Annotated in this window: 21 protein-coding genes; 14 read left to right on the forward strand and 7 right to left on the reverse strand. The window is 72.0% G+C overall.

Annotated features, from left to right (window positions below):
- Window positions 1-34: 34 nt before the first annotated feature.
- Window positions 35-679 carry a group II truncated hemoglobin gene (locus VA596_RS35545; RefSeq protein WP_323332982.1) on the reverse strand — a complete coding sequence of 215 codons (645 nt, stop codon included), beginning with the start codon at window positions 677-679 and terminating at the stop codon, window positions 35-37.
- A gap of 67 nt (window positions 680-746) precedes the next feature.
- On the opposite strand from VA596_RS35545, the gene VA596_RS35550 reads away from it, so the two are divergent.
- Window positions 747-1,139 carry a winged helix-turn-helix transcriptional regulator gene (locus tag VA596_RS35550; protein WP_323332984.1) on the forward strand — a complete coding sequence of 131 codons (393 nt, stop codon included), beginning with the start codon at window positions 747-749 and terminating at the stop codon, window positions 1,137-1,139.
- A 74-nt stretch (window positions 1,140-1,213) separates the two neighbouring features.
- Here VA596_RS35550 and VA596_RS35555 read toward each other — a convergent pair whose 3' ends face one another.
- Window positions 1,214-1,522: an ArsR/SmtB family transcription factor gene (locus VA596_RS35555; protein WP_323333094.1), complete on the reverse strand. Its 309-nt coding sequence runs from the start codon at window positions 1,520-1,522 to the stop codon at window positions 1,214-1,216.
- Window positions 1,523-1,692: 170 nt separating this feature from the next.
- Between VA596_RS35555 and VA596_RS35560 the strand changes: the two genes are divergently transcribed.
- From VA596_RS35560 to VA596_RS35595, 8 genes are all read left to right on the forward strand, one after another.
- On the forward strand, window positions 1,693-2,916 hold the full coding sequence (locus VA596_RS35560) for a glycoside hydrolase family 18 protein (protein WP_323332986.1): 1,224 nt from the start codon (window positions 1,693-1,695) through the stop codon (window positions 2,914-2,916).
- Window positions 2,917-3,002: 86 nt separating this feature from the next.
- The gene (locus tag VA596_RS35565; RefSeq protein ID WP_323332987.1) at window positions 3,003-3,668 is read left to right on the forward strand and encodes a DUF2461 domain-containing protein; all 666 of its coding nucleotides are present in this window, start codon (window positions 3,003-3,005) and stop codon (window positions 3,666-3,668) included.
- An 82-nt stretch (window positions 3,669-3,750) separates the two neighbouring features.
- A complete protein-coding gene (pyk, locus tag VA596_RS35570; RefSeq protein ID WP_323332989.1) occupies window positions 3,751-5,175 on the forward strand; it encodes a pyruvate kinase in 1,425 nt (474 codons plus the stop codon).
- A 36-nt stretch (window positions 5,176-5,211) separates the two neighbouring features.
- Complete coding sequence (locus tag VA596_RS35575) at window positions 5,212-6,108, forward strand: acyl-CoA thioesterase (protein ID WP_323332990.1); 897 nt, start codon at window positions 5,212-5,214, stop codon at window positions 6,106-6,108.
- Window positions 6,109-6,488: 380 nt separating this feature from the next.
- On the forward strand, window positions 6,489-7,391 hold the full coding sequence (locus VA596_RS35580; RefSeq protein WP_323332991.1) for a helix-turn-helix domain-containing protein: 903 nt from the start codon (window positions 6,489-6,491) through the stop codon (window positions 7,389-7,391).
- A gap of 14 nt (window positions 7,392-7,405) precedes the next feature.
- Entirely contained in the window at window positions 7,406-7,609 is a 204-nt protein-coding gene (locus tag VA596_RS35585; RefSeq protein WP_323332993.1) for a DUF397 domain-containing protein, read from the forward strand.
- 173 nt (window positions 7,610-7,782) lie between these two features.
- Complete coding sequence (locus tag VA596_RS35590) at window positions 7,783-7,992, forward strand: hypothetical protein (RefSeq protein ID WP_323332995.1); 210 nt, start codon at window positions 7,783-7,785, stop codon at window positions 7,990-7,992.
- Window positions 7,993-8,116: 124 nt separating this feature from the next.
- Window positions 8,117-11,149: a helix-turn-helix transcriptional regulator gene (locus VA596_RS35595; RefSeq protein ID WP_323332997.1), complete on the forward strand. Its 3,033-nt coding sequence runs from the start codon at window positions 8,117-8,119 to the stop codon at window positions 11,147-11,149.
- A 6-nt stretch (window positions 11,150-11,155) separates the two neighbouring features.
- Here VA596_RS35595 and VA596_RS35600 read toward each other — a convergent pair whose 3' ends face one another.
- The 3 genes from VA596_RS35600 to VA596_RS35610 all read right to left on the reverse strand — a co-directional run bounded on the left by VA596_RS35600 (window position 11,156) and on the right by VA596_RS35610 (window position 14,589).
- Complete coding sequence (locus tag VA596_RS35600; RefSeq protein WP_323332999.1) at window positions 11,156-12,766, reverse strand: succinic semialdehyde dehydrogenase; 1,611 nt, start codon at window positions 12,764-12,766, stop codon at window positions 11,156-11,158.
- 93 nt (window positions 12,767-12,859) lie between these two features.
- A complete protein-coding gene (locus VA596_RS35605) occupies window positions 12,860-13,870 on the reverse strand; it encodes a hypothetical protein (RefSeq protein WP_323333001.1) in 1,011 nt (336 codons plus the stop codon).
- A 101-nt stretch (window positions 13,871-13,971) separates the two neighbouring features.
- The gene (locus VA596_RS35610) at window positions 13,972-14,589 is read right to left on the reverse strand and encodes a TetR/AcrR family transcriptional regulator (RefSeq protein WP_323333002.1); all 618 of its coding nucleotides are present in this window, start codon (window positions 14,587-14,589) and stop codon (window positions 13,972-13,974) included.
- A 105-nt stretch (window positions 14,590-14,694) separates the two neighbouring features.
- On the opposite strand from VA596_RS35610, the gene VA596_RS35615 reads away from it, so the two are divergent.
- A complete protein-coding gene (locus tag VA596_RS35615; RefSeq protein ID WP_323333004.1) occupies window positions 14,695-15,846 on the forward strand; it encodes an acyl-CoA dehydrogenase family protein in 1,152 nt (383 codons plus the stop codon).
- Window positions 15,847-15,859: 13 nt separating this feature from the next.
- On the forward strand, window positions 15,860-16,996 hold the full coding sequence (locus VA596_RS35620; RefSeq protein ID WP_323333005.1) for a CaiB/BaiF CoA transferase family protein: 1,137 nt from the start codon (window positions 15,860-15,862) through the stop codon (window positions 16,994-16,996).
- On the opposite strand, the gene VA596_RS35625 is transcribed toward VA596_RS35620, so the two are convergent.
- Window positions 16,993-17,523: a GNAT family N-acetyltransferase gene (locus tag VA596_RS35625; RefSeq protein ID WP_323333007.1), complete on the reverse strand. Its 531-nt coding sequence runs from the start codon at window positions 17,521-17,523 to the stop codon at window positions 16,993-16,995. The two genes, VA596_RS35620 and VA596_RS35625, sit on opposite strands and share 4 nt — an antisense overlap.
- Window positions 17,524-17,833: 310 nt before the next feature.
- On the reverse strand, window positions 17,834-18,607 hold the full coding sequence (locus VA596_RS35630; protein ID WP_323333009.1) for a crotonase/enoyl-CoA hydratase family protein: 774 nt from the start codon (window positions 18,605-18,607) through the stop codon (window positions 17,834-17,836).
- Window positions 18,608-18,709: 102 nt separating this feature from the next.
- On the opposite strand from VA596_RS35630, the gene VA596_RS35635 reads away from it, so the two are divergent.
- The 3 genes from VA596_RS35635 (at window position 18,710) to VA596_RS35645 (ending at window position 20,762) form a co-directional block, all read left to right on the forward strand.
- The gene (locus VA596_RS35635) at window positions 18,710-18,877 is read left to right on the forward strand and encodes a hypothetical protein (protein WP_323333010.1); all 168 of its coding nucleotides are present in this window, start codon (window positions 18,710-18,712) and stop codon (window positions 18,875-18,877) included.
- 363 nt (window positions 18,878-19,240) lie between these two features.
- Window positions 19,241-19,723 (forward strand): helix-turn-helix transcriptional regulator, encoded by a 483-nt coding sequence (locus tag VA596_RS35640; protein ID WP_323333012.1) that lies wholly within the window; start codon window positions 19,241-19,243, stop codon window positions 19,721-19,723.
- A 124-nt stretch (window positions 19,724-19,847) separates the two neighbouring features.
- Window positions 19,848-20,762: a lytic transglycosylase domain-containing protein gene (locus VA596_RS35645; RefSeq protein ID WP_323333013.1), complete on the forward strand. Its 915-nt coding sequence runs from the start codon at window positions 19,848-19,850 to the stop codon at window positions 20,760-20,762.
- The last annotated feature ends 148 nt before the right edge of the window (window positions 20,763-20,910 follow it).

The following is a 20,910-nucleotide window of genomic DNA, read 5'->3' on the forward strand; positions in this document are numbered from 1 at the left end:
CTGCCCTCACTATGCGGCTAGAACGACTGTGCGGCTAGGACGGCGCGGGCGGCCAGGGCGGCATGGGCCAGTCCCAATGGGGGACGGGTTCGTGCAGGTTGGGCTGGGCGCCGGGGGCCGAGAAGACGACGGCCAGCCGGCTGCCCCACTCGAGGTAGCCGGCGAACGCGGCGCGGAACTCGGGGTCGCCGGGCAGGCCGGTCTCGTCGGCGGCGTCGAGCAGCAGCGTGACCCAGCGGCGGCGCTGCTCTTCGGTGATGCCGCGCCCGAGGTGGCGGCCGATCATGTGGGCGTGCCCGCCGTGGCCGGAGGTGTAGGCCGCGGGGCCGCCGAGGACCTCGCCGAGCCAGGTCGCGACGTGCTCGGCGTGGTGCGCGTCCATGCTCCGGAACACCGGCTCGAGCAGCGGGTCTTCGAGGACGTGGCCGTAGAAGACGGTCAGCAGCTTCACGAGCGCTTCGTGCCCGCCGGCCCACTCGTAGAGCGTGGGCGTGGTGGTCTCGTACCGCTCGGGCTCGCCGTCGGGCGTGAAGCCCTCGATGCCCGCGAACGGCGCGCCGCCCTTGACCTTCACCAGGTACCGGCCGGGAGCGCGTTCGATCTCGTGCCCGGCGGCGGCCTTTTCGAAGTCCGCGGCCGCGGTTTCTGGCACGGTGTAGCGCAGGTAGTCGACGATCACCCGGCAAGGCAACCAGCGGCGGCCCGGCCGGGCAACCACTTACTTTCCGGTGCGTGGGGAGAACGGGATGAAGCGCTACCACTGCGCGACGGAGCTGGCGGTCGACCTGATCGGCGGCAAGTGGAAGCCGGTGATCCTGGCCCACCTCAAGGAGGGCGCGCACCGCTACGGCGAGCTGCGCCGCCGGATGCCGGGGGTGAGCGAGAAGATGCTGACCCAGCAGCTGCGCGAGCTGGCGGCGGACGGCATCGTCCGCCGCGAGCAGTTCGACGGCCGCGTCCCGCACGTCGAGTACCACCTGACGGCGGTGGGGGAGGAGCTGCGCCCGGCCCTCACGGCCCTGTACGAGTGGGGCGAGCGCCGCGCGGCGGCCGCAGGCATCACCTTCGAACCGGCCGACACGCGTACCCGCACGGACGACACGCGTACGCGGATGGACGACACGCCGCACCCGGCCTGAGCGCGGCCGTGTCGTCCATCCAGGTACGCGTGTCGTCCGCCTGGGTACGCGTGTCGTCCACTCGGGTACGGGGCTCAGGCGGGGTCCGTCTCGTTGAGACGCTGTTCCAGCGCATCCAGGCGGCCGTCCCAGAAGCGGCGGTAGGGGGCGAGCCAGGCGTCCACTTCGGCCAGTGGGTCCGGGCGCAGCGCGTAACAGCGGCGCTGGGCCGCGATCCGCACCGTCACGAGCCCGGCTTCGCGCAGCACCCGCAGGTGCTTGGACACCGCGGGCTGGCTGAGGTCGAGCTCCTCGACGAGCTCGCCCACGGAGCGTTCGCCGTCCCGGAGCAGGTCGAGGATGGTGCGGCGGCGGGGTTCGGCGAGGACGTCGAAAGTCTGCATCACCCTGGAAATGTGCGCCGCCGGGCATATTCCTGTCAAGGCATGTGCGACGTGTCCAGTGGTGCTGCTTGGTCTGAACCATTGACCTGATGGTCTAGTCCATTTACGGTTGGTGTGGTCTCCACCACGTGGTCCCCATGGTTGTCGGTAATTCTCCGAAGGGAGAAGACATGTCCCGTTTCCGCAGGAAGAGCTTCTCGGCGCTGCTGACCGTGGCGGCCGCCGCGGGCCTGGTGGCGGGCGCCGCCGCGGCCCCGGCCGCCACCGCCGCCCCCGCGCAGGCCGAAGCCTCCGTCGGCAAGGTCGTCGGCTATTTCACCGACTGGGGGGTGTACGACCGCAACTACCACGTCAAGAACATCGAGACGTCGGGCTCGGCGAGCAAGCTGACGCACATCAACTACGCCTTCGGCAACGTCACCAACGGCGGCTGCGCCATCGGTGACGCCTACGCCGACTACCAGAAGACCTACGACGCCGCGGGCAGTGTCGACGGCGTCGCGGACACCTGGGACCAGCCCCTCGCGGGCAGCTTCAACCAGCTGAAGGAGCTCAAGGCCAAGCACCCCGGCCTCAAGGTGATCTGGTCGTTCGGCGGCTGGACCTGGTCGGGCGGCTTCGGCCAGGCCGCGCAGAACCCCGCCGCGTTCGCCGACTCGTGCTACAGCCTGGTCAACGACCCGCGCTGGGCCGGCGTCTTCGACGGCATCGACATCGACTGGGAGTACCCCAACGCGTGCGGCCTGAGCTGTGACTCCAGCGGTGCCGACGCGTACAAGAACCTGATGTCCGCCCTGCGCGCCAAGTTCGGCTCCCAGCTGGTCACCTCGGCGATCACCGCCGACGGCACCGACGGCGGCAAGATCGACCTGGCCGACTACGCCGGCGCCGCCCAGTACGTCGACTGGTACAACGTGATGACCTACGACTACTTCGGCGCGTTCGCCGCGCAGGGCCCGACCGCCCCGCACTCGCCGCTGACGTCCTACGACGGCATTCCGACGCCGGGCTTCTACTCCGACGCCGCGATCCAGAAGCTCAAGAGCAAGGGCGTGCCGGCGAGCAAGCTGCTGCTGGGCATCGGCTTCTACGGCCGCGGCTGGACCGGCGTCACGCAGGACACCCCGGGCGGCACCGCGACCGGCCCGGCGCCGGGCAAGTACGAGCCGGGCATCGACGACTACAAGGTCCTCAAGACGTCGTGCCCGTCGACCGGCACGATCGCCGGCACCGCGTACGCGAAGTGCGGCAGCGACTGGTGGAGCTACGACACCCCGTCGACCATCGGCGGCAAGATCGGCTACGCCGAGCAGCAGGGCCTCGGCGGCGCGATGGTCTGGGACCTCTCCGGTGACACCACCGACGGCGAGCTGATCAGCGCCGTCGCGAAGTAAGGGCTCCCGGTGCGGCCGGCCGCGCGCGGCGTGCCGGCCGCACCGGGTTTCAGTTCCTGTCGGTACCCCCGATTACCCTCCTCACCGTGAAGTTCAGCGGATTCGGCGAGTACGCCGTCGACTTCTACGACGGTCTCGTGGAAGACAACTCGAAGCCCTACTGGGACGACCACGTCGAGACGTACAAGTCCGACGTCCGGGCCCCGATGGAGGCGCTGCTCGCGGAGCTGGCGCCGGAGTTCGGTGACGGCTTCGGCGACCCCAAGGTGTTCCGCCCCTACCGCGACGTCCGGTTCGCCAAGGACAAGACGCCCTACAAGACCCACTGCGGCGGCGTGCTCGAACAGGGCCGCGGCGGTGGCGCCTACTACGTCGAGGTCGGGCCGGAGGGCCTGCGCGTCGGCGGCGGGTGCTTCTTCCTCGCCTCCGACCAGATCGCCCGGTTCCGCAAGGCCGTCGACACCGAGCTGCACGGCGAAGCGCTCCAGAAGATCATCACGAAGCTCGAGCGCGGCGGCTGGGAGGTCAAGGGCGACCGGCTGAAGTCGAAACCGCGCGGCTTCGACGCCGAGCACCCCCGCCTCGACCTGCTGCGCTACCGCTCGGTGTACGCCGTGCGCGCCTGGGAGCCGGACGACGTGCTGCACGAGCGCGGTGCCCTCGACCGCGTGCGCAAGGCATGGCGGCAGGTGCGGGAGTTCAACGAATGGGCCCGTGACCGGGTCGGTCCCAGCGAGCTGCCGCGCCGCTGACCCCAGAGTTTCTGAACCGTTTCTCTGAACTTTTCGGGATCGGTACAGACGAACGCGCCGACAGGGTCTACGCTATGCGAACGTGAGCCGACGCGCGAAGATCGTTTGTACCCTGGGCCCCGCCACTGCCACCCCGGAGAAGATGCGGGCTCTCGTCGACGCCGGAATGGACGTCGCGAGAATGAACTTCAGCCACGGCAGCCACGGCGACCACAAGCAGGTCTACGACCTGATCCGGGACGCCGCGGCCGCCAGTGGCCGGGCCGTCGGCATCCTCGCCGACCTGCAGGGCCCGAAGATCCGCCTCGGCACCTTCGCCGGCGGGCCGGTCGAGTGGCAGAACGGCGACATCGTCCGGATCACCGTCGAGGACGTCGCCGGCACCCACGACCGGGTCTCGACGACCTACAAGGGCCTGGCCAAGGACGCCAAGCCCGGTGACCGCCTGCTCGTCGACGACGGCAAGGTCGGCCTGGTGGTCAAGGAGGTCGACGGCCAGGACGTGGTCTGCGAGGTCACCGAAGGCGGCCCGGTCAGCAACAACAAGGGCGTCTCGCTGCCCGGCATGGACGTCTCCGTGCCGGCCATGTCCGAGAAGGACATCGAGGACCTCGAGTTCGCGCTGGAGCTGGGCGTCGACTTCATCGCCCTGTCCTTCGTCCGCTCGCCCGCCGACATCGACCTGGTCCACCAGGTGATGGACCGCGTGGGCAAGGGACGCCTGCCGGTCGTCGCGAAGATCGAGAAGCCCGAGGCGGTCTACAACCTCGAGGCCATCGTGCTGGCCTTCGACGCGGTGATGGTCGCCCGCGGCGACCTGGGCGTCGAGCTGCCGCTGGAGCAGGTCCCCCTGGTCCAGAAGCGCGCCATCCAGATCTGCCGCGAGAACGCGAAGCCGGTCATCGTCGCGACGCAGATGCTCGAGTCGATGATCAACAACTCCCGGCCGACCCGCGCCGAGGCCTCCGACGTCGCGAACGCGGTGCTCGACGGCGCCGACGCGCTGATGCTGTCCGGTGAGACCAGTGTCGGCCGGTACGCCATCGAGGTCGTCCAGACGATGGGCCGGATCATCGAGGCGGTCGAGACCGACTCGCCGGTCGTGCCGCCGCTGACGCACGTCCCGCGCACCAAGCGCGGCGTGATCTCCTACGCCGCCCGCGACATCGGCGAGCGCCTCAACGCGAAGGCCCTGGTCGCCTTCACGCAGTCCGGCGACACCGTGCGCCGCCTGGCCCGGCTGCACACGCGGCTGCCGCTGCTGGCGTTCACGCCCGAGGACTGCGTCCGCAGCCAGCTCTCGATGACCTGGGGCACCACCACCCAGATCGTGCCGCGGGTGGAGTCCACGGACCAGATGATCCAGCAGGTCGACCACTCGATGCTGGAGATGGGCAAGTACCAGAAGGGCGACCTGGTCGTCATCGTGGCCGGCTCGCCGCCGGGGACCGTCGGGTCGACGAACCTGATCCACGTCCACCGCCTTGGTGAAGACGACCACGCGTAAGGGACGACGGGGACGAGTACCGAATAGGGTCTGGCCATGACTGAAATGGCCAGGACGGCCGCCACCGAGCTGGAGATCCCGGGTGGCGGCCAGCCCGTGCTGGACCGCCTGGTGGCGCTCCTCGACCTCGAGAAGATCGAGGAGAACATCTTCCGCGGCGTGTCGCCCGCGCACTCACCCGTGCGCGTGTTCGGCGGCCAGGTCGCCGGGCAGGCGCTGGTCGCCGCCGGGCGCACCGTGCCCGACGAGCGCCGCGTCCACTCGCTGCACGCGTACTTCATCCGCGGCGGCGACCCCAGCGTGCCGATCGTCTACGAGGTCGACCGGATCCGGGACGGCCGCTCGTTCACCACGCGCCGCGTCATCGCGATCCAGCACGGCAAGGCGATCTTCTCGCTCTCGGCGTCCTTCCAGAAGGACGAGCCGGGCATCGACCACGCCGAGGAGATGCCCGAGGGCGTGCCCGCGCCGGAGACGCTGCCGACGCTGATGGAACGCGCCGAGGGGTACGCGATCGGCGCGCACAGCCGCCCGCGCCCGATCGACCTGCGCTACGTCAACGACCCGCCGTGGGTCACCCGCCAGACCGGCGATCTCCCCGCGCGCAACCAGGTGTGGATGCGCGCCGACGGCAAGCTGCCCGACCAGCAGTTGCTGCACGTCTGCGTGCTGACCTACGCCTCGGACATGACGCTGCTGGACTCGGTGCTCGCGCGCCACGGCGTCTACTGGGACACCGACAAGGTGCTCGGCGCGAGCCTCGACCACGCACTCTGGTTCCACCGGCCGTTCCGCGCCGACGAATGGTTCCTCTACGACAGCGTGTCACCGACCGCCTCCGGAGCGCGGGGGCTGGCGACGGGCCGCTTCTTCGGCGCCGACGGCACCCTCATCGCCACGGTCGTCCAAGAAGGACTCCTGCGCGTCCTCTGAACGGTGGCGGGAAAATCACCCTTACGGGCGACAAATAGTCGGGGTATTCGCCGACGGAATAGGGCATTCGGACCGGTGAAGGGGGCCGGGACCGATCGGGGGACGGTCCCGGACCCCTTCTCCGAATGACCGCACGGCGAACCGCGCAGCCATCGTCTACGCTGCTCACAGGCCCGGACAGGGCCTGATGGCCGAACGACCCCGGCCCGTGCCGCGTCCTGTCGCAGTGCAGAGTGCGAGGATACAAGAGCATTCTGCAAATTGCAGATGCGACGCGCGCGACGGGGCCGGAATCGCTGCCGTGTTAATGCCGCACTGTCCTGGTTAGATACTGGGAGCAAGCGAACGGCTACGACGCCGTCGACATCCGGAGGTGCCGAATGGCCAGGGGACAGAGCCCCACGGTTCGCCGCCGGAGGCTCGCCGGTGAGCTGCGCCGGCTGCGCGAGGCCGCGGACCTCACCATCGACGAGGTGGGCGAGAAGCTCGAGTGCTCCGCGTCGAAGATCAGCCGGATCGAGACCGGTCACGTCGGGGTCACCCCGCGCGACGCACGGGACATGCTGGCGCTCTACGGGATCACCGGTGACGAGCAGGAAGCGCTCGTCCAGCTGGCCAGGGAGGCCCGCAAGCGCGGCTGGTGGCACGCCTACAACGAGGTCTTCACCGGCACGTTCGTCGGGCTCGAAGCCGACGCGAGCTCGCTGCGGGCGTTCCAGGCGCTGCTGGTGCCCGGCCTGCTGCAGACCGAGCGGTACGCCCGCGCGGTGATCCGCGCCCTGCGCCCGGACGCCGAGGACGCCGAGACCCGCCGCCGCGTCGCGGCCCGGATGGCACGCCAGGAGCTGCTGTCCGACACCCCGCCGCCGGAGTACTGGGCCGTGATCGACGAGGCCGTCCTGCACCGCGTGGTCGACAGCGCCGAGGTGATGGCCGAGCAGCTCTACCGCATGGTCGCCGTCGCCGAGAAGCCGAACGTGACCATCCAGGTGGTGCCGTTCGGCGCGGGCGCGCACCCCGGGATGGAAGGCCCCTTCCTCATCATGGGCTTCCCGGAACAGGCCGACCCGGACGTCGTCTACGTCGACGACAGCACCTCCAGCGGCCTCTACCTGGAGGAACCCACAGACGTGCGGCGCTACGGGCTGATGTTCGACCATCTGCGCGCGGCCGCACTGAAACCGGACGACTCGGTGGAGCTGATCGCCGAGGCCGCCGGCCGGTTCGCCGAACGGGCGGCCGTGCCGGCACCGGTGCACCACTTGGATCCGAGGACACAGTAAGGGAGTTGGGGACCATGGAAGCCGAATTTTCGGGTGCGCGCTGGCGCAAGAGCAGCCACAGCGGTGGCGGGAACGACTGCGTCGAGGTCGCGTTCGTCGCCGGCGGTGCCGCGGTGCGCGACTCGAAGGACCCCGAGGGTGGTGCGTTCCGCCTGCCCGCATCGGGCTGGCAGGGGCTGCTGGCCGCGGTGCGGCCCGGCGGCCCCGAGCGCGACTGAGTCGATTTCGGAGACCCCTTACCCCCGTCGAGCTGGGCTCGGAGGGGAGTAAGGGGTCTTTTCCGTGCCAGGGGTACGTGATCACCCGATGCCTGAGGCATCCCCTCAGGACGAACCTGAGTGCTACCAGCCGGTGAACTCCCGGCGGTGAACTCAGGGAACAGGGGAACGACATGCACTCCGATCTGCTTCTGGACGCGGTCCGGGCCGAAGCGGCCTACCGGGCCGAGGAACTGCGGAAGGCCGGGCGCAGCGCCTGGGCCGCCCGCGCGCGCCGCGCCGTCCGCCACGTGCGGGCCGCCCGGAGCACCGTCGACGTGCCGGCGCAGGAGCGCCGCGAGGCCTCGCGGGCGACCGCGGGTGCCGGCGAGACCGCCCGGTAGGGGCGAGGTGATGGTGTCCAAGGCGATAAGCGTGCGGAACTTGTCGGTGACATCTGGGGCTTCGCCCCAGGTCGGGGGCTTCGCCACCCGAACCCCCGGAAAAATGTCAGTGGGGTGAGCAAGAATGCACCTTGTGCCCCGACTCGGCTCCGGAATCCCGCTCGTCGCCCGTACCCACGAGATGCGGCGGCTCCGCGCCGCCTTCGCCCGCGCTGAACGGGGCGAGGCCGGCGCGGTGCTGCTCTCGGGGGACGCCGGCGTCGGCAAGACCCGGCTGCTGACCGCGCTCGGCGAGCACGTCGACGCGTGTGGCGCGCTGGTGCTCACCGGCCGCTGCATCGACGTCCGCGAAGGCGGTCTTCCTTATCTTCCGTTCGCCGAGGCGCTCGCCCCGCTGGGGGTCGCGGCGGACCCGGCGGTCGCCGCCGCGGTGCGGGCCCGGCCCGCGCTCGGCCGGCTGCTGCCGCAGGGCCAGGGCCTCGAGGAGCCCCGGGCGGCCGAACACGCCCCGATGACCTCGAACGACCGGGAAACGATGGTGCGTCCCCGGCCGGAGCAGGATCTCGGTCAGCTGCAGTTGTTCGACGCGGTACTGGGGGTGCTGACCGAGATCGCCGAGTCGCGGCCGGTGGTGATCCTGCTCGAGGATCTGCACTGGGCCGACGCCTCGACCCGCAACCTGCTGTCGTTCCTGCTCAGCAGGCTGCGCGCGCAACGGCTCCTGGTCGTGGGCAGTTACCGGGAGGAGGACGTGCACCGGCGCCACCCGCTGCGCGGCCTCCTCTCGGAGCTGGTCCGGCTCGCCACCGTCGAGCGCGTCGACCTGCAGGCCTTCGGCACCGCCGACGCCCGCACCTTCGTCGAGGCGCTGGCCGACGAGCCGCTGCCCGCCGACGTCGTGGCCGACATCGTCAGCCGGTCCGAGGGCAACCCGTTCTTCGCCGAGGAGCTGCTCGCCACCAAGACCGAGTGCAACGACCTGCCCGCGGGCCTGGCCGAGGTGCTGCTCTCCCGGTTGGAGCGGCTTTCGCCGGACACCCGCCGCGTCGTGCGCGTCGTGTCGGTGGCCAACGAACCCGTGATGCACGCGGCCCTGGCCGAGATCTCCGCCCTGGGGGAGCTCGAGCTGGACGAGTCGCTGCGCGAGGCCGTCCAGCACCACGTGCTGGTCGTGATGCCGGACGGTGCCTACTGGTTCCGGCACGCGCTGCTGCAGGAAGCGGTGTACGGCGACCTGCTGCCGGGGGAGCGGTCGCGCACGCACGCGGCGTACGCGGCCCGGATCCTGTCCCGGCCACAGGGCCGCGGGCACGACGCGAAGCTGGCCTACCACTCGCTGCAGAGCAGCGATCTCGTCACCGCGCTGCCGGCGTTGCTGCGCGCGATGGACGAGGCGGAGAAGCTGGGCGCGCCCGGATCGGCGCTGCGCCACGTCGAGCAGGCACTGTCCATCTGGGACGCCGTCCCGGCCGCCGACCGGCCCGAGGGGTTCGACGAGCTGCGGCTGCTGCACGAGGCGTCGTACTTCGCGGGCACGTCCGGCGAGCCCGAGCGGGCGGCAGCGTTCGCCCGCTCGGCGACGCAAGCCCTGACCCCGGACGGCTCCGCCGACCGCGCCGCCAAGACGTGGCGGCGGCTGGCGGAAGCTTTGCTGGCGCTGGAAGGCACGCTCGACGAGGCCGTCGCGGCGATCGACAAGGCGTGGGACCTGGTCAAGGACACCGAACCCAGCGGCACCCGCGCTTGGGTGCTGGCCAGCCGGGCGGGGTTCCTGCGGGTGCTCGACCAGCCGGACGCGGCGCTGGACAGCGCGCTCACCGCGGTCGCCGACGCGCAGGCGGTCGACGCGGCGGGCGCGGAGGCGTCGGCCCTGGTCACGCTGGGCACGCTGGCCGACTCGGCGGGCGACGCCGCGGAGGCGCGCGAACGCTTGCGCCAGGCCGAACGCAAGGCGCGGGACGCCGGGGCACTGAACACCGAGAACCGCGCGACCTACTTCCTGGCGCTGAGCTACGACGACCAGGCCGAGTACGCCGAAGCGCTCGAACACGCGTCACGCGGGGTCGCCCGGGCCGAAGAGGCCGGGCTCAGCTGGAGCGTCTACGGCCTGGAGCTGCGGGCGCGGCAGCTGACCCTGCGGTACCTGACGGGCGACTGGCCGGACGAGAGCGCCGGCCGGGCCGGGCGTGGCGTGTCGAGCGCGGTCGCCGCGCGGATCCTCGCCATCTGGTCGCTGTTCGTCGTCGCCCGCGGCCGGTTCGACGAGGCCGCGAAGCTCGTCGCCGGGCTGCGGCAGCACTGGGCGGCGGACATCCAGATCCCGCTGTCGGCCGGGGACGCCGGGATCGAACTGGCGTACTGGCGCGGTGACCACGCGGACGCGGTGAAGCGCGCGCAGGACCTCGTCGGCTGGCTCGAGCGGATCGAACCCGGTCTGCTGGCCGGAATCCGGGTGGCCGCGCTCGGGGCCACCGCCGCCGCGGCGCAGGCCGCCGACGCCCGGGTCCGCGGTGACCAGGCGGCCGTCGACGCCGCGGTCGAGGCGGGGGAGCGGCTGCTGGCGCACGGCCGGATGTGCGCGGTCGTCGGGCAGCCGCGGTCGGTGGAGCTGGGGCCGGAGGGCCGGGCCTGGCTGGCCCGGCTCGAGGCGGCGGCGTCCGGCCTGGCCGGCCGGGGCGACCCGGCGAAGTGGGCGGCCGCGGCGGAGGCGTTCGGCTACGGCGCGGTCTACGAGCAGGCGATCTGCCGCCGTCACGAGGCGGAAGCGTTGCTGCTGGCCGACGACGTCGACGGCGCGCGGGCCGCCCTGGAGTCGGCGCACGCCGTCGCGACCCGGCTGGGCGCGCTCCCGCTGCGTGACGCCGTCCGCGACCTGGCGCACCGCGCCCGGGTGGACCTGGCGGGCGTCGAACCGGCGGCCCCGGCCCGCGCGGTCGTCGACCCGCTGACCGACCGCGAGCGCGACGTCCTCGAGCGCGTGGCCCTGGGCCGCACCAACCGCCAGGTCGGCGAAGAGCTCTACATCAGCGAAAAGACGGTCAGCGTCCACCTGTCCCGCGTGATGGCGAAGCTCGGCGCGAGCCGCCGCGCGGAAGCCGTCGCGATCGCTTACGACCGAGGCCTGCTGACGGCTCCCACCGCGGGCCAGAACGCGTAGAGCCCGTCAGCGGGGGAGGCGGCGCAGGGCTTTCAGGCCCAGGGTCATGCCGCGGGACCACAGCGAACCCGGGATCCGGCGCGGCGGGCGCAGGGCCAGGCCGCGCTGGAGCGCGATCGACTGGGACTCGGTGTACTTCAGCAGGCCTTCGGCGCCGTTGCGGCGGCCGACGCCCGAGTCCTTCATGCCGCCCATCGGGACGCCGACGCTGCCGAACGTCGCCGCGTACCCCTCGTTGACGTTGACCGTGCCCGCCTTGAGCCGGGCCGCGACCTCCCAGCCCGCGCGGCCGTTGCGCGACCACACGCTGGCGTTGAGCCCGAACGCCGTGTCGTTGGCGCGGTCGATGGCCTCGGTGACGTCGGTGTAGCCGTAGATCGAGACGACCGGCCCGAACGTCTCCTCCGCGAACGGCACCATCTCCGGCGTCACTCCCGAAAGGACGGTCGGCTCGTAGAACAGCGGGCCGAGGTCGGGCCGGGCGCGGCCGCCGGTGAGCACCGACGCGCCCTTCGCGCGGGCGTCCTCGACGTGCGCGGTCACCGTGGCGAGCTGGTCTTCCGACGTCAGCGACCCCATCTGGGCCTGGTAGTCCAGCGCCCCGCCGAGCTTCACCGCCGCGGTGCGGGCCACGAACGCGCGGGTGAACTCCTCGCGGATCGACTCGTGGACGTAGATCCGCTCGACCGACACGCACAGCTGCCCGGCCGAGGAGAAGCACGCGGTCACCGCGCCCGTCGCGGCCTTCGCGACGTCGGCGTCGGGCAGCACGATCATCGGGTTCTTGCCGCCGAGCTCGAGCGAGTACGACGTCAGCCGCTTCGCCACCTGCCCGGCCAGCTCCTTGCCGGTCGGCGTGGACCCGGTGAAGCACAGGTAGTCCGACTCCTCGACCAGCGCGGTGCCGATCTTCGAGCCGCGGCCGAGCACGATCTGCCAGGTCCCGGCCGGCAGCCCGGCCTCCTCGGCGAGCTCGTGCAGCCACAGCGCCGAAAGCGCGGTCTGGTTGTCCGGCTTCTGCACGACGGCGTTGCCGGCCGCGAGCGCCGGGAAGACGTCCATCGCGGTGAGGGCCAGCGGGTAGTTCCAGGGCGAGATGACGCCGACGACGCCCTTGGGGTGCCGCAGCTCACCGGCGCGGGTCAGGCCGGGGATGACCCCGGCGACGCGGCGCGGGGCGAGGATCTTCGCCGCGTGCCTGCCGTAGTAGGCCGCGACCAGCGCGGTCGCGCTGACCTCGTCGAACGCGTCGAGCCGCGCCTTGCCCGCCTCGACCTGGACCAGGTCGAGGACCTCGTCCTGCTTGGCCAGCACCAGGTCGTGCAGCTTGGTCAGCACCCGGGCGCGCTCGGCGGGGGAGTGCTCCGCCCACGCCCGCTGCGCCGTCCGCGCGCTCGCGAACACCGCGCGGACGTCGGCGTCGGTGGCCTGGGGCAGGGTCGCGATCGGCAGCCCGGTGAAGGGCGCGTCCATCCGGATCGGGGCCGAGTCCGCGCCGCCGGCCACCCGGGCGACGAGCTGGGCCGCCCGGGCCGCGGCCGGGGCACCGGCGACCCCGCCGACGGTCGGCGGGAGCGCGGTGTCGTGGACCGGGTTCGCGGGGGTCGTGCTGGTCATGACGTCTCCGTTCCGCGCGGCGACGCGCAGGGGTTACCGACGAGTACAGCATACCGTCGGTACGTCAGCTGTCCAGCTCGATGTGAATATGTTTCACGTTTGGGGAGGGTGGGGCGGCGGGTTCAGCGGCGGGAGCTGGTAGGTCGGCTCGGTCGGGGACGACGCCGGCGCCGCGGGCGGCTCGTCCGGATGCGGCTGGGCCTGCGTCGCCTCGTAGATGCCCTCGGGCTGCTGCGCCGGGAACGGCTGGGACGGCGGCGCCTGCGCCGGGAACGGCTGCGACTGGGGATTCTGCGTGGGGAACGGCTGGGAGGGCGGGCCCTGTACGGGGAACGGCTGCGACTGAGGGGCACCGTAGGGCTGCTGGCCCGGGTACGGCGACGAAACCGGGTAACCGCCGGACTGCTGCGGCCCGACCGGGTACGGCCGCGACTGCTGCTGCGGCGGGTACCCCGGGCCGCCGTGCAGGTTCGGCGGCCCGGCGGGCGTCTTCACGCGCCGTCCGGCCAGCAGCGCGAACGCCAGGGCCGCCACCGCGAGGACACCCGCGCCGAGCAGCAGCCAGAAGCCGGTCCCCGTCGAGTAGTGCGACTTGATCGAGTCGTCGTCGGACTCGTAGCTCAAGGTCGCGGACACGTCCATGCCGAGCATCCAGACCGCGGCGGCCACGCCGGCGCCGCCGACGAGCAACGCCGTCCGCGAGCCCGAGCGCACACCCGGACCCGCCGTGCGCCGGGCGCCGGCGAACGCCAGCACCGCACCGGCCAGCAGGACGACCGCGGCGACCGACAGCGGGATGCCGTAGTGCGCGACGTGCGTGTTCTCGTAGAACTTCGCCGCTTCGGCGGCCGGCTCGACGCCGAAGGACCGTGACCACGCGCTGATCGTCTGGCTGCTCTCGGTCTTGCCGCCGACGATCTGCTCGAACGTCGTCTGCGGCAGGAACGACCCGACCACCACCAGCACGGCGGCGAGGGCGCCGAAGATCCCGGCGAGCAACCGGAAGAGACCACCCGGGTCGGCCGGCGGCTGCGGCCGCTGCATCGGTGGCGGGCCGTAGGAGTACGGCTGCGGCGGGTACGGAGGCGGCGCGCTGGCGGTCATCAAATCTCCCTCTTTGCGGGGATTGGACCACGAATCCGCCTGCGGGATAAGGGGCTGAATGACGCCAACTGACCCCAAATGACGCGGATGCGCCGCGCCGGTCAGGCCGGTGCGGTGGTGGCGTCCTGGTAGAGCAGGACGGCGATCCGCTTCCACTCCTCGAGCAGCTGACGCCGCCGCTTCGGGTCGCCGCCGAGCTCGGCGTCCAGCGCCAGCCCGCGGGTCAGGTTCACGGTGAGCCAGAACAGCATCTCCGCGCGTTCCGGCGGGAGCTCGCCGGCGACCTGGGTGACGTGCTCGAGGGTGGCGCGCCCGAGCGCGCGGTCGACCGGGCGGATCGCCGCGCGCAGCTCGGGGTCGGTGCGGGCGGCGACCCACAGTTCGGTGACGGCTGTCGAGAGCGTGCCGGAGTACCCCGTCCACAGCAGGTCGATCGCCGCGGCGACGCCGGTGCCGCCGCTGGGCAGCTTGCCGAGCGACGCGGCGAGCTGGAGGCGCAGCTTGGTCGTCAGGTGCTCGACCGCGGCCGCCATCAGCTCGGCCTTCGCGGTGAAGTGGTGCTGCACCGCGCCCTTCGAGACCCCGGCGCGGGCGCAGATCTCCTGCACGGTGGTGCGCGCGTACCCGAGGTCCACCAGGCAGCCGATGGTGGCGTCGAGCAGCGCCGTGCGGGTCTGCTCCCGCCGCTGCGCCTGCGTGCGGTGCGCCGTCTCGGTCACGCGGCCTCCCTGCTTTACCTACAGGCCGGTACGGATGTACATTCCGGAGAGAACTTACATGCTGATCGTCATGTTTTCCAGCACTCGTCCTGCAGGAGGGTCCCCGTGCCGCTGAAACTCCCGAAGAGCTCCTGGAGCACGACCGAGCTCGAAGACCTCCGCGAACTCTCGCGGTCGTTCATGCAGAAGGAGCTCGTGCCGCACCAGGAGCGGTGGGCGGCGGACAAGAAGGTCGACCGCGAGCTGTGGAACAAGGCGGGCGAGGTCGGCCTGCTGTGCCTGTCCATCCCCGAGGAGTACGGCGGCGGTGGCGGCACGTTCGCGCACGAGGCCGTGCTCTACGAGGAGCAGGCCCGCTCCGGCGACAGCGCGTGGGGCGTGACCGTCCACAACGGAATCGTCGCGCACTACCTGAGCGCGTACGCCTCCGAAGAGAAGAAGCGCGAGTGGCTGCCGAAGATGGCCGGCGGCGAAATGGTCGGCGCGATCGCGATGACCGAACCGGGCACCGGCTCGGACCTGCAGGGCATCAAGACGCGCGCGGTGCGCGACGGTGACCACTACGTCATCAACGGCGCGAAGACCTTCATCACCAACGGTTTCCACGCCGACCTCGTGGTCGTCGCGGTGAAGACCGACCCGGACGCGGGCGCCCAGGGCGTCTCGCTGATCGCCGTCGAGACCGACACGCCGGGCTTCCGCCGCGGCCGCGTGCTCGACAAGGTCGGCCTCAAGGGCCAGGACACCGCCGAGCTGTTCTTCGACGACGTCCGCGTGCCCGCCGCCAACCTCCTCGGGGACGCCGAGGGCCAGGGCTTCATCCAGCTGATGCTGCAGCTGCCGCAGGAACGGCTGATCATCGCCGTCACCGCGGTGGCCGGGCTGGAGGCGGCGGTCGACCTGACCCTCGAGTACACGAAGGAGCGCACGGCGTTCGGCCGGCCGATCTTCTCTTTCCAGAACACCAAGTTCAAGCTCGCGGAGGCCGCCACCGAGGCCGCCGTCGCGCGGGCGTTCCTCGACCAGTGCATCGAGCGCCACCTCAAGGGCGAGCTCGACGTCCAGGGCGCGGCGATGGCGAAGCTGTGGACCACCGAGCGCGTCAACAAGGTGATCGACGACTGCGTGCAGCTCTTCGGCGGCTACGGCTACATGTCCGAGTACCCGATCGCGCGCGCCTGGGCCGACGTCCGGATCTCGCGGATCTTCGGTGGTACCAGCGAAATCATGAAGGAAATCATCTCCCGGTCGCTCTGAAGGGAACCGCGCCATGAAAGCAGGTCCGCTGAGCGGCCTGAAGGTGGTCGAGCTGGCCGGGCTCGCGCCCGGGCCGTTCGCCACGATGATCCTCTCCGACCTCGGCGCCGACGTGGTCCGCGTCGACCGCGCGACGCCGGGTCAGGACGTGCTCGGCATCCCGGTCGACCCGCTGGCCCGCGGCCGCCGGACCGTCGGGATCAACACCAAGACGCCCGAGGGCGTCGAGCTGGTGCTGAAGCTGTGCGACACGGCCGACGTCCTCGTCGAGGGCTTCCGCCCGGGCGTCGCCGAGCGGATCGGGCTGGGCCCGGACGTCGTGCACGCCCGCAACCCGCGGCTGGTCTACGGCCGGATGACCGGCTGGGGCCAGGACGGCCCGCTCGCCACGGCGGCCGGCCACGACATCAACTACATCGGCATCTCCGGCGCGCTCGAACCGATCGGGCGCGCGGGGGAGCGGCCGGTGCCGCCGCTCAACCTCGTCGGCGACTTCGGCGGCGGCGGGCTGCTGCTGGCGATGGGCGTCCTCGCGGCGCTCTACGAGCGGAACACGTCCGGGAAGGGCCAGGTCGTCGACGCGTCCATGGTCGACGGCGCCGCGCTGCTCACCACCAGCCTGCACGGCATGGCCGCGGCCGGGCTCTGGGGCGGTGACCGCGGGGACAACATGCTCGACGGCGGCGCCCCGTTCTACGACACCTACGAGACCGCGGACGGCAAGTACGTCGCCGTCGGCGCGATCGAGATGCGGTTCTGGGGCGACCTGGTGCAGGTCCTCGGGCTCGACCCCGCGGAGCTGCCGCTGCACGTGGACAAGACGCAGTGGCCGAAGCTGCGGGAGATCGTCGCCGAGGCGATCGGCAAGCACACGCGCGACGACCTGGTCGCCCGCGCCGAGGGCACCGACGCCTGCCTGACGCCGGTGCTGTCGCCGCAGGAGGCGGCGGGCCACCCGCACAACGCGGCCCGCGGCACGTTCGTCGAGATCGGCGGCCTGGTCCAGCCGGCCCCGGCGCCGCGCTTCGGCCGGACGCCGCCGGAGACGCCGGAAGCCCCGCGCACCAAGGGATCCGACACGGAGGCGGTACTGGCCGAGCTGGGCGTCACGGACCTCGGGGCGCTCCGGGAGGCCGGCGCGATCGTCTAGTTCTTCGCGAGATCGGAGCGCACGACCGAGTAGATGACGTTGTCGCGCCACTGGCCGTCCCGGAAGCCGTAGCCGCGAAGGATTCCTTCGCGCGTGAAGCCGGCTTTCTCGAGGGCCCGCTGCTCGGCGCGGTTGTCGACCTCGGTCGTCGCTTCGACGCGGTTGAGCTGCGTGTGCGCGAAGAGGTAGTCGACGAGCAGGCGCTGGGCCTCGGTGCCGTGGCCGTGGCCGCGCGCTTCGGGGACCAGCACCAGCCCGATGTTCCAGCAGTACGACGTCGGCCCGCTGCGGCTGCGGTGCCAGGACACCAGGCCCAGCAGGCGCCCGCCGAGCGTGGGCACCAGCATGCCGGTCTCGGCCGTCAGCATCCCGGTCTCCCGCCAGCGGCGGTGCAGGTAGTGCGGGTCGTGCCAGCCGAACCACTGGTGCGCGCCCGCCGCGACCGGGTCGTTGGTCAGCTGCTCCAGCAGGTCGAGATCGGACTCCGCGACCGGCCGGAGCACGACTCTGCTGACGTCGTCGTCCATCAACCGACCCTATCGGCCGCACGCCCGGCTCCGCCGCGACGCGGCGCGATCCACCCGGTGGAGGCACCCCCGGTCACAGACCGCGTGCGCCGCGGGGCATCACCCGTGCGCCACGGGGCATCACGCGTGTGCTGCGGGGCATTACGCGTGATCAGGCGGGCATCACGTGTGCGCCGCGGGGCATCAGCGCGATGCCTCCCCAATCACGAGTGATGCCCCGCCAATCACGCGTGATGCCCCTTCAATCACGGGTGATGCCTCCCCAATCACACGTGATGCCTCCCCAATCACGCGTGATGCCTCGTGGCGCTCAGCCGAAGCTGCCGTGGCGGCCCGCGCCGCCGCTGAACCTCGCCGCGCCGTCCACCGCTTCGGCCGCCAGCACGCCCGTGTCCAGCGCCGCGCCGAACTCCGCGGCCAGCGCGTCCTCCTCGGACCGGCCCCACTGCGCCAGCGCCGACGCGCGGTCGCCGCGCAGGCAGGTCTGCGGGAACGCGGCCAGCTGCCGCGCCAGCTCCTGCGCCGCCGCGACCGCCTCGCCCGCGGGGACCAGGCGGTTCGCCAGGCCGATGGCCAGTGCCTCGTCGGCGTCGACCGGGCGTCCGGTCAGGATCAGGTCCATCGCCCGGGACCCGCCGATCAGCCGCGGCAGCCGCACGGTGCCGCCGTCGATCAGCGGGACGCCCCAGCGCCGGCAGAAGACCCCGAACACGGCGGTCGTGTCCGCGACCCGCAGGTCGCACCACAGCGCCAGCTCGAGCCCGCCCGCGACGGCGTGGCCGTGGACGGCCGCGATCACCGGCTTGCCGAGCGTCATCCGGGTCGGGCCCATCGGGCCGTCCCCGTCCGGGTGAGTCCGGTTCATCCGGTCGGTGCCGATGGCCTTGAGGTCGGCGCCGGCGCAGAACGCGCCGCCCGCGCCGGTCAGCACCGCGGCCGCGGCGCCGGGGTCGGCGTCGAACGCGCGGAACGCGTCAACCAGTTCGGCGGCCGTCGGACCGTCGACGGCGTTGCGGGCGGCCGGGCGGTCGATGGTGATCGTCGTCACGGGACCGTCCCGCTCGCCCAGCACGTTCCGCGACATCGGGGCTCCCTGGGGGTGATCGGCGTGTCTTCCGGGCAAGGCTCTCCTAGAGTAGGGATCCAGCCACTCCCGGACGGGGACGGCGAGCCGGGGAGGAAGCACATGTCGAGCGGCGTGAAGAAGATCCTCATCGTGGGGGTGGTCGCGCTCGTGCTGTTCTTCCTGATCACGCAGCCCACCCAGTCCGCCGACTTCGTCCACCGCGTCCTCGGGTGGCTGAAGGACGGCGCGGAGGCGATCGTCACCTTTTTCCGGACGCTTTTTTCCTGAACCTGGGCCAGTCCCGTGAACCGGCGCCGCATTCGGGCGGCATCGGTGGTGACAGCGCGTGCAATCGGACGGTAAATCACTCAGCGTCACGGATCTCAGAATTCGGGCCGTACGCTCGACCATCCGGGTGGATTGCGACTGAAAACGCGCAGGTCGGCGAATTCGTGCCTGCCGGGGTCTGGCGAAGGGGACCACCCCGGCCCTACGGTGCTCACATTGCGTGATCGGGTAGTTCTCCGTACCCCTCGGGACCCCCGGTACGCAGGCAGTTTCCACTCAGCAAGGTGCACTTGGGTGCTGCGGCGCAGCCGCGTGGGACAGGTAGTCAGGACCTGTCCGTCGGGGACCTATGAGGAGGCAGGGATGACCGGAGATCCCGGAGTGGACGCGTTGATCCGGCAGTGGGCCGCCGAGCGCGAGCGGACTCCCGAGGAGCAGGAGGTCGACCGCATCGCGTCCGCGTGGCTGGCCGACGCTCCGGCGCCGGCGCCGGGCATTCCCGGCCAGCGCGCCCGGACGGGCTCCGCCCGCTGGGCCCAGGTCGAAGCGGCCGACCCCGGTTACCTCGACGCGATGCGCCGCAGGCTGCCGGAAGTGCCCGAAGAGCTCCTCACCGCCGCCGCGGGCTGGTGGCAGATGGTCGGCGGCGTCGCCGAGGCCGAGGAGTGGTGGGACGCCGGCATCAGCCCGCTCGACCAGCGGGCCCTCGACTACCGCGCGGCGGGACTCTCGCCGTCGGACCTCAGCCGCCGTCTCGGCCCGATGACCGTTTTGCAGCACCTGCGCCGCGGCAGCGCCCCGGCCTGGTGCGTGGCGCGGCTCGCGCGCCAGCAGAAGTCCGCCTGACCGGGCGGGCTTCACACGGCCGGGTGAACCGGTGTGGTGAGACGATCTCGGCGACCCGCGTAACGCTAACCTGCGCGGGCTCGTTGACCCATCGTCGACAACCATGCTGGAGGACCGGAGTTTCGTGCGCACGAGTACCGGAAAGACCGAGGACGACCCGATCGACTCCGTCGACGAGCCCGCCCCCGCCGCCCCGGCACCGCGCTCCGCGGGCTTCGCCGTGGTCACCCGGCTGATCGTGGTCTTCGTCGTGCTGGCGGTCGCCGGCGGCGGCGTCTGGCTCGTCACCCGCGCTTCGACGCCGGAGGCGAGCCCGACCACCACCGAGATCCCCGCCCTGCAGGTCAAGGCGGCCGACGTCCGCCCGGGGTCGGTCGCCCCGGCCGGCGGCGCCGTCGCGGGCGGCGCCGACCAGCAGACCGCTCCGCAGCAGGCCCAGACCCGCAGCAACACCGGACCGGCGACGCTCGCGCAGTGGGCGAGCCAGGTCGCCGGGGCCAGCGGCGTCCCGGCGCGGGCCCTGGCGGCGTACGGCAACGCCGAGCTGGCGATGCGCGCGACCCAGCCGAACTGCAAGATCTCCTGGGCGACGCTCGCCGGCATCGGCCGCATCGAGTCGAACCACGGCCAGTACGCCGGCGCCGTCCTAGGCGCGGACGGCCGCCCGTCGAAGCCGATCATCGGCGTCCCGCTCGACGGCTCGTCCGGCGTCCAGGCCATCGGCGACACCGACGGCGGCCGTTACGACGGCGACGCGGGGGTCGACCGCGCGGTCGGGCCGATGCAGTTCATCCCCAGCACGTGGCGCAAGTGGGCCTCCGACGGCAACGGCGACGGCCTCGGCGACCCGCAGCAGATCGACGACGCCGCCCTCGCCGCGGCCCGCTACCTGTGCGCGGGTGGCCGGGACATGCAGAGCCCGTCGGGCTGGTGGGCGGGCATCCTATCCTACAATAACTCGACCGAGTACGCGCAGAAGGTGTTCGGCCTGGCCGACGGGTACGCCAAGGCCGCCCAGTCGGTGCGCAAGCAGGGCTGACCGCGAACGATCCACAGGGCCGGCCGAATGTGGACAACCGGTGCCGGATCACCCGCGAATCCGGGAATCGACGGCAGTAGCCGATAAACTGGACTGGGGACGCCCCCCGAGGAGAGGGCGGGGGCCGGGCCTGCTCCGGGCGCCCAGT

The sequence above is a fragment of the Amycolatopsis heterodermiae genome (genome assembly GCF_034929455.1).
In the GTDB taxonomy this organism is placed as follows: Bacteria; Actinomycetota; Actinomycetes; order Mycobacteriales; family Pseudonocardiaceae; genus Amycolatopsis; species Amycolatopsis heterodermiae.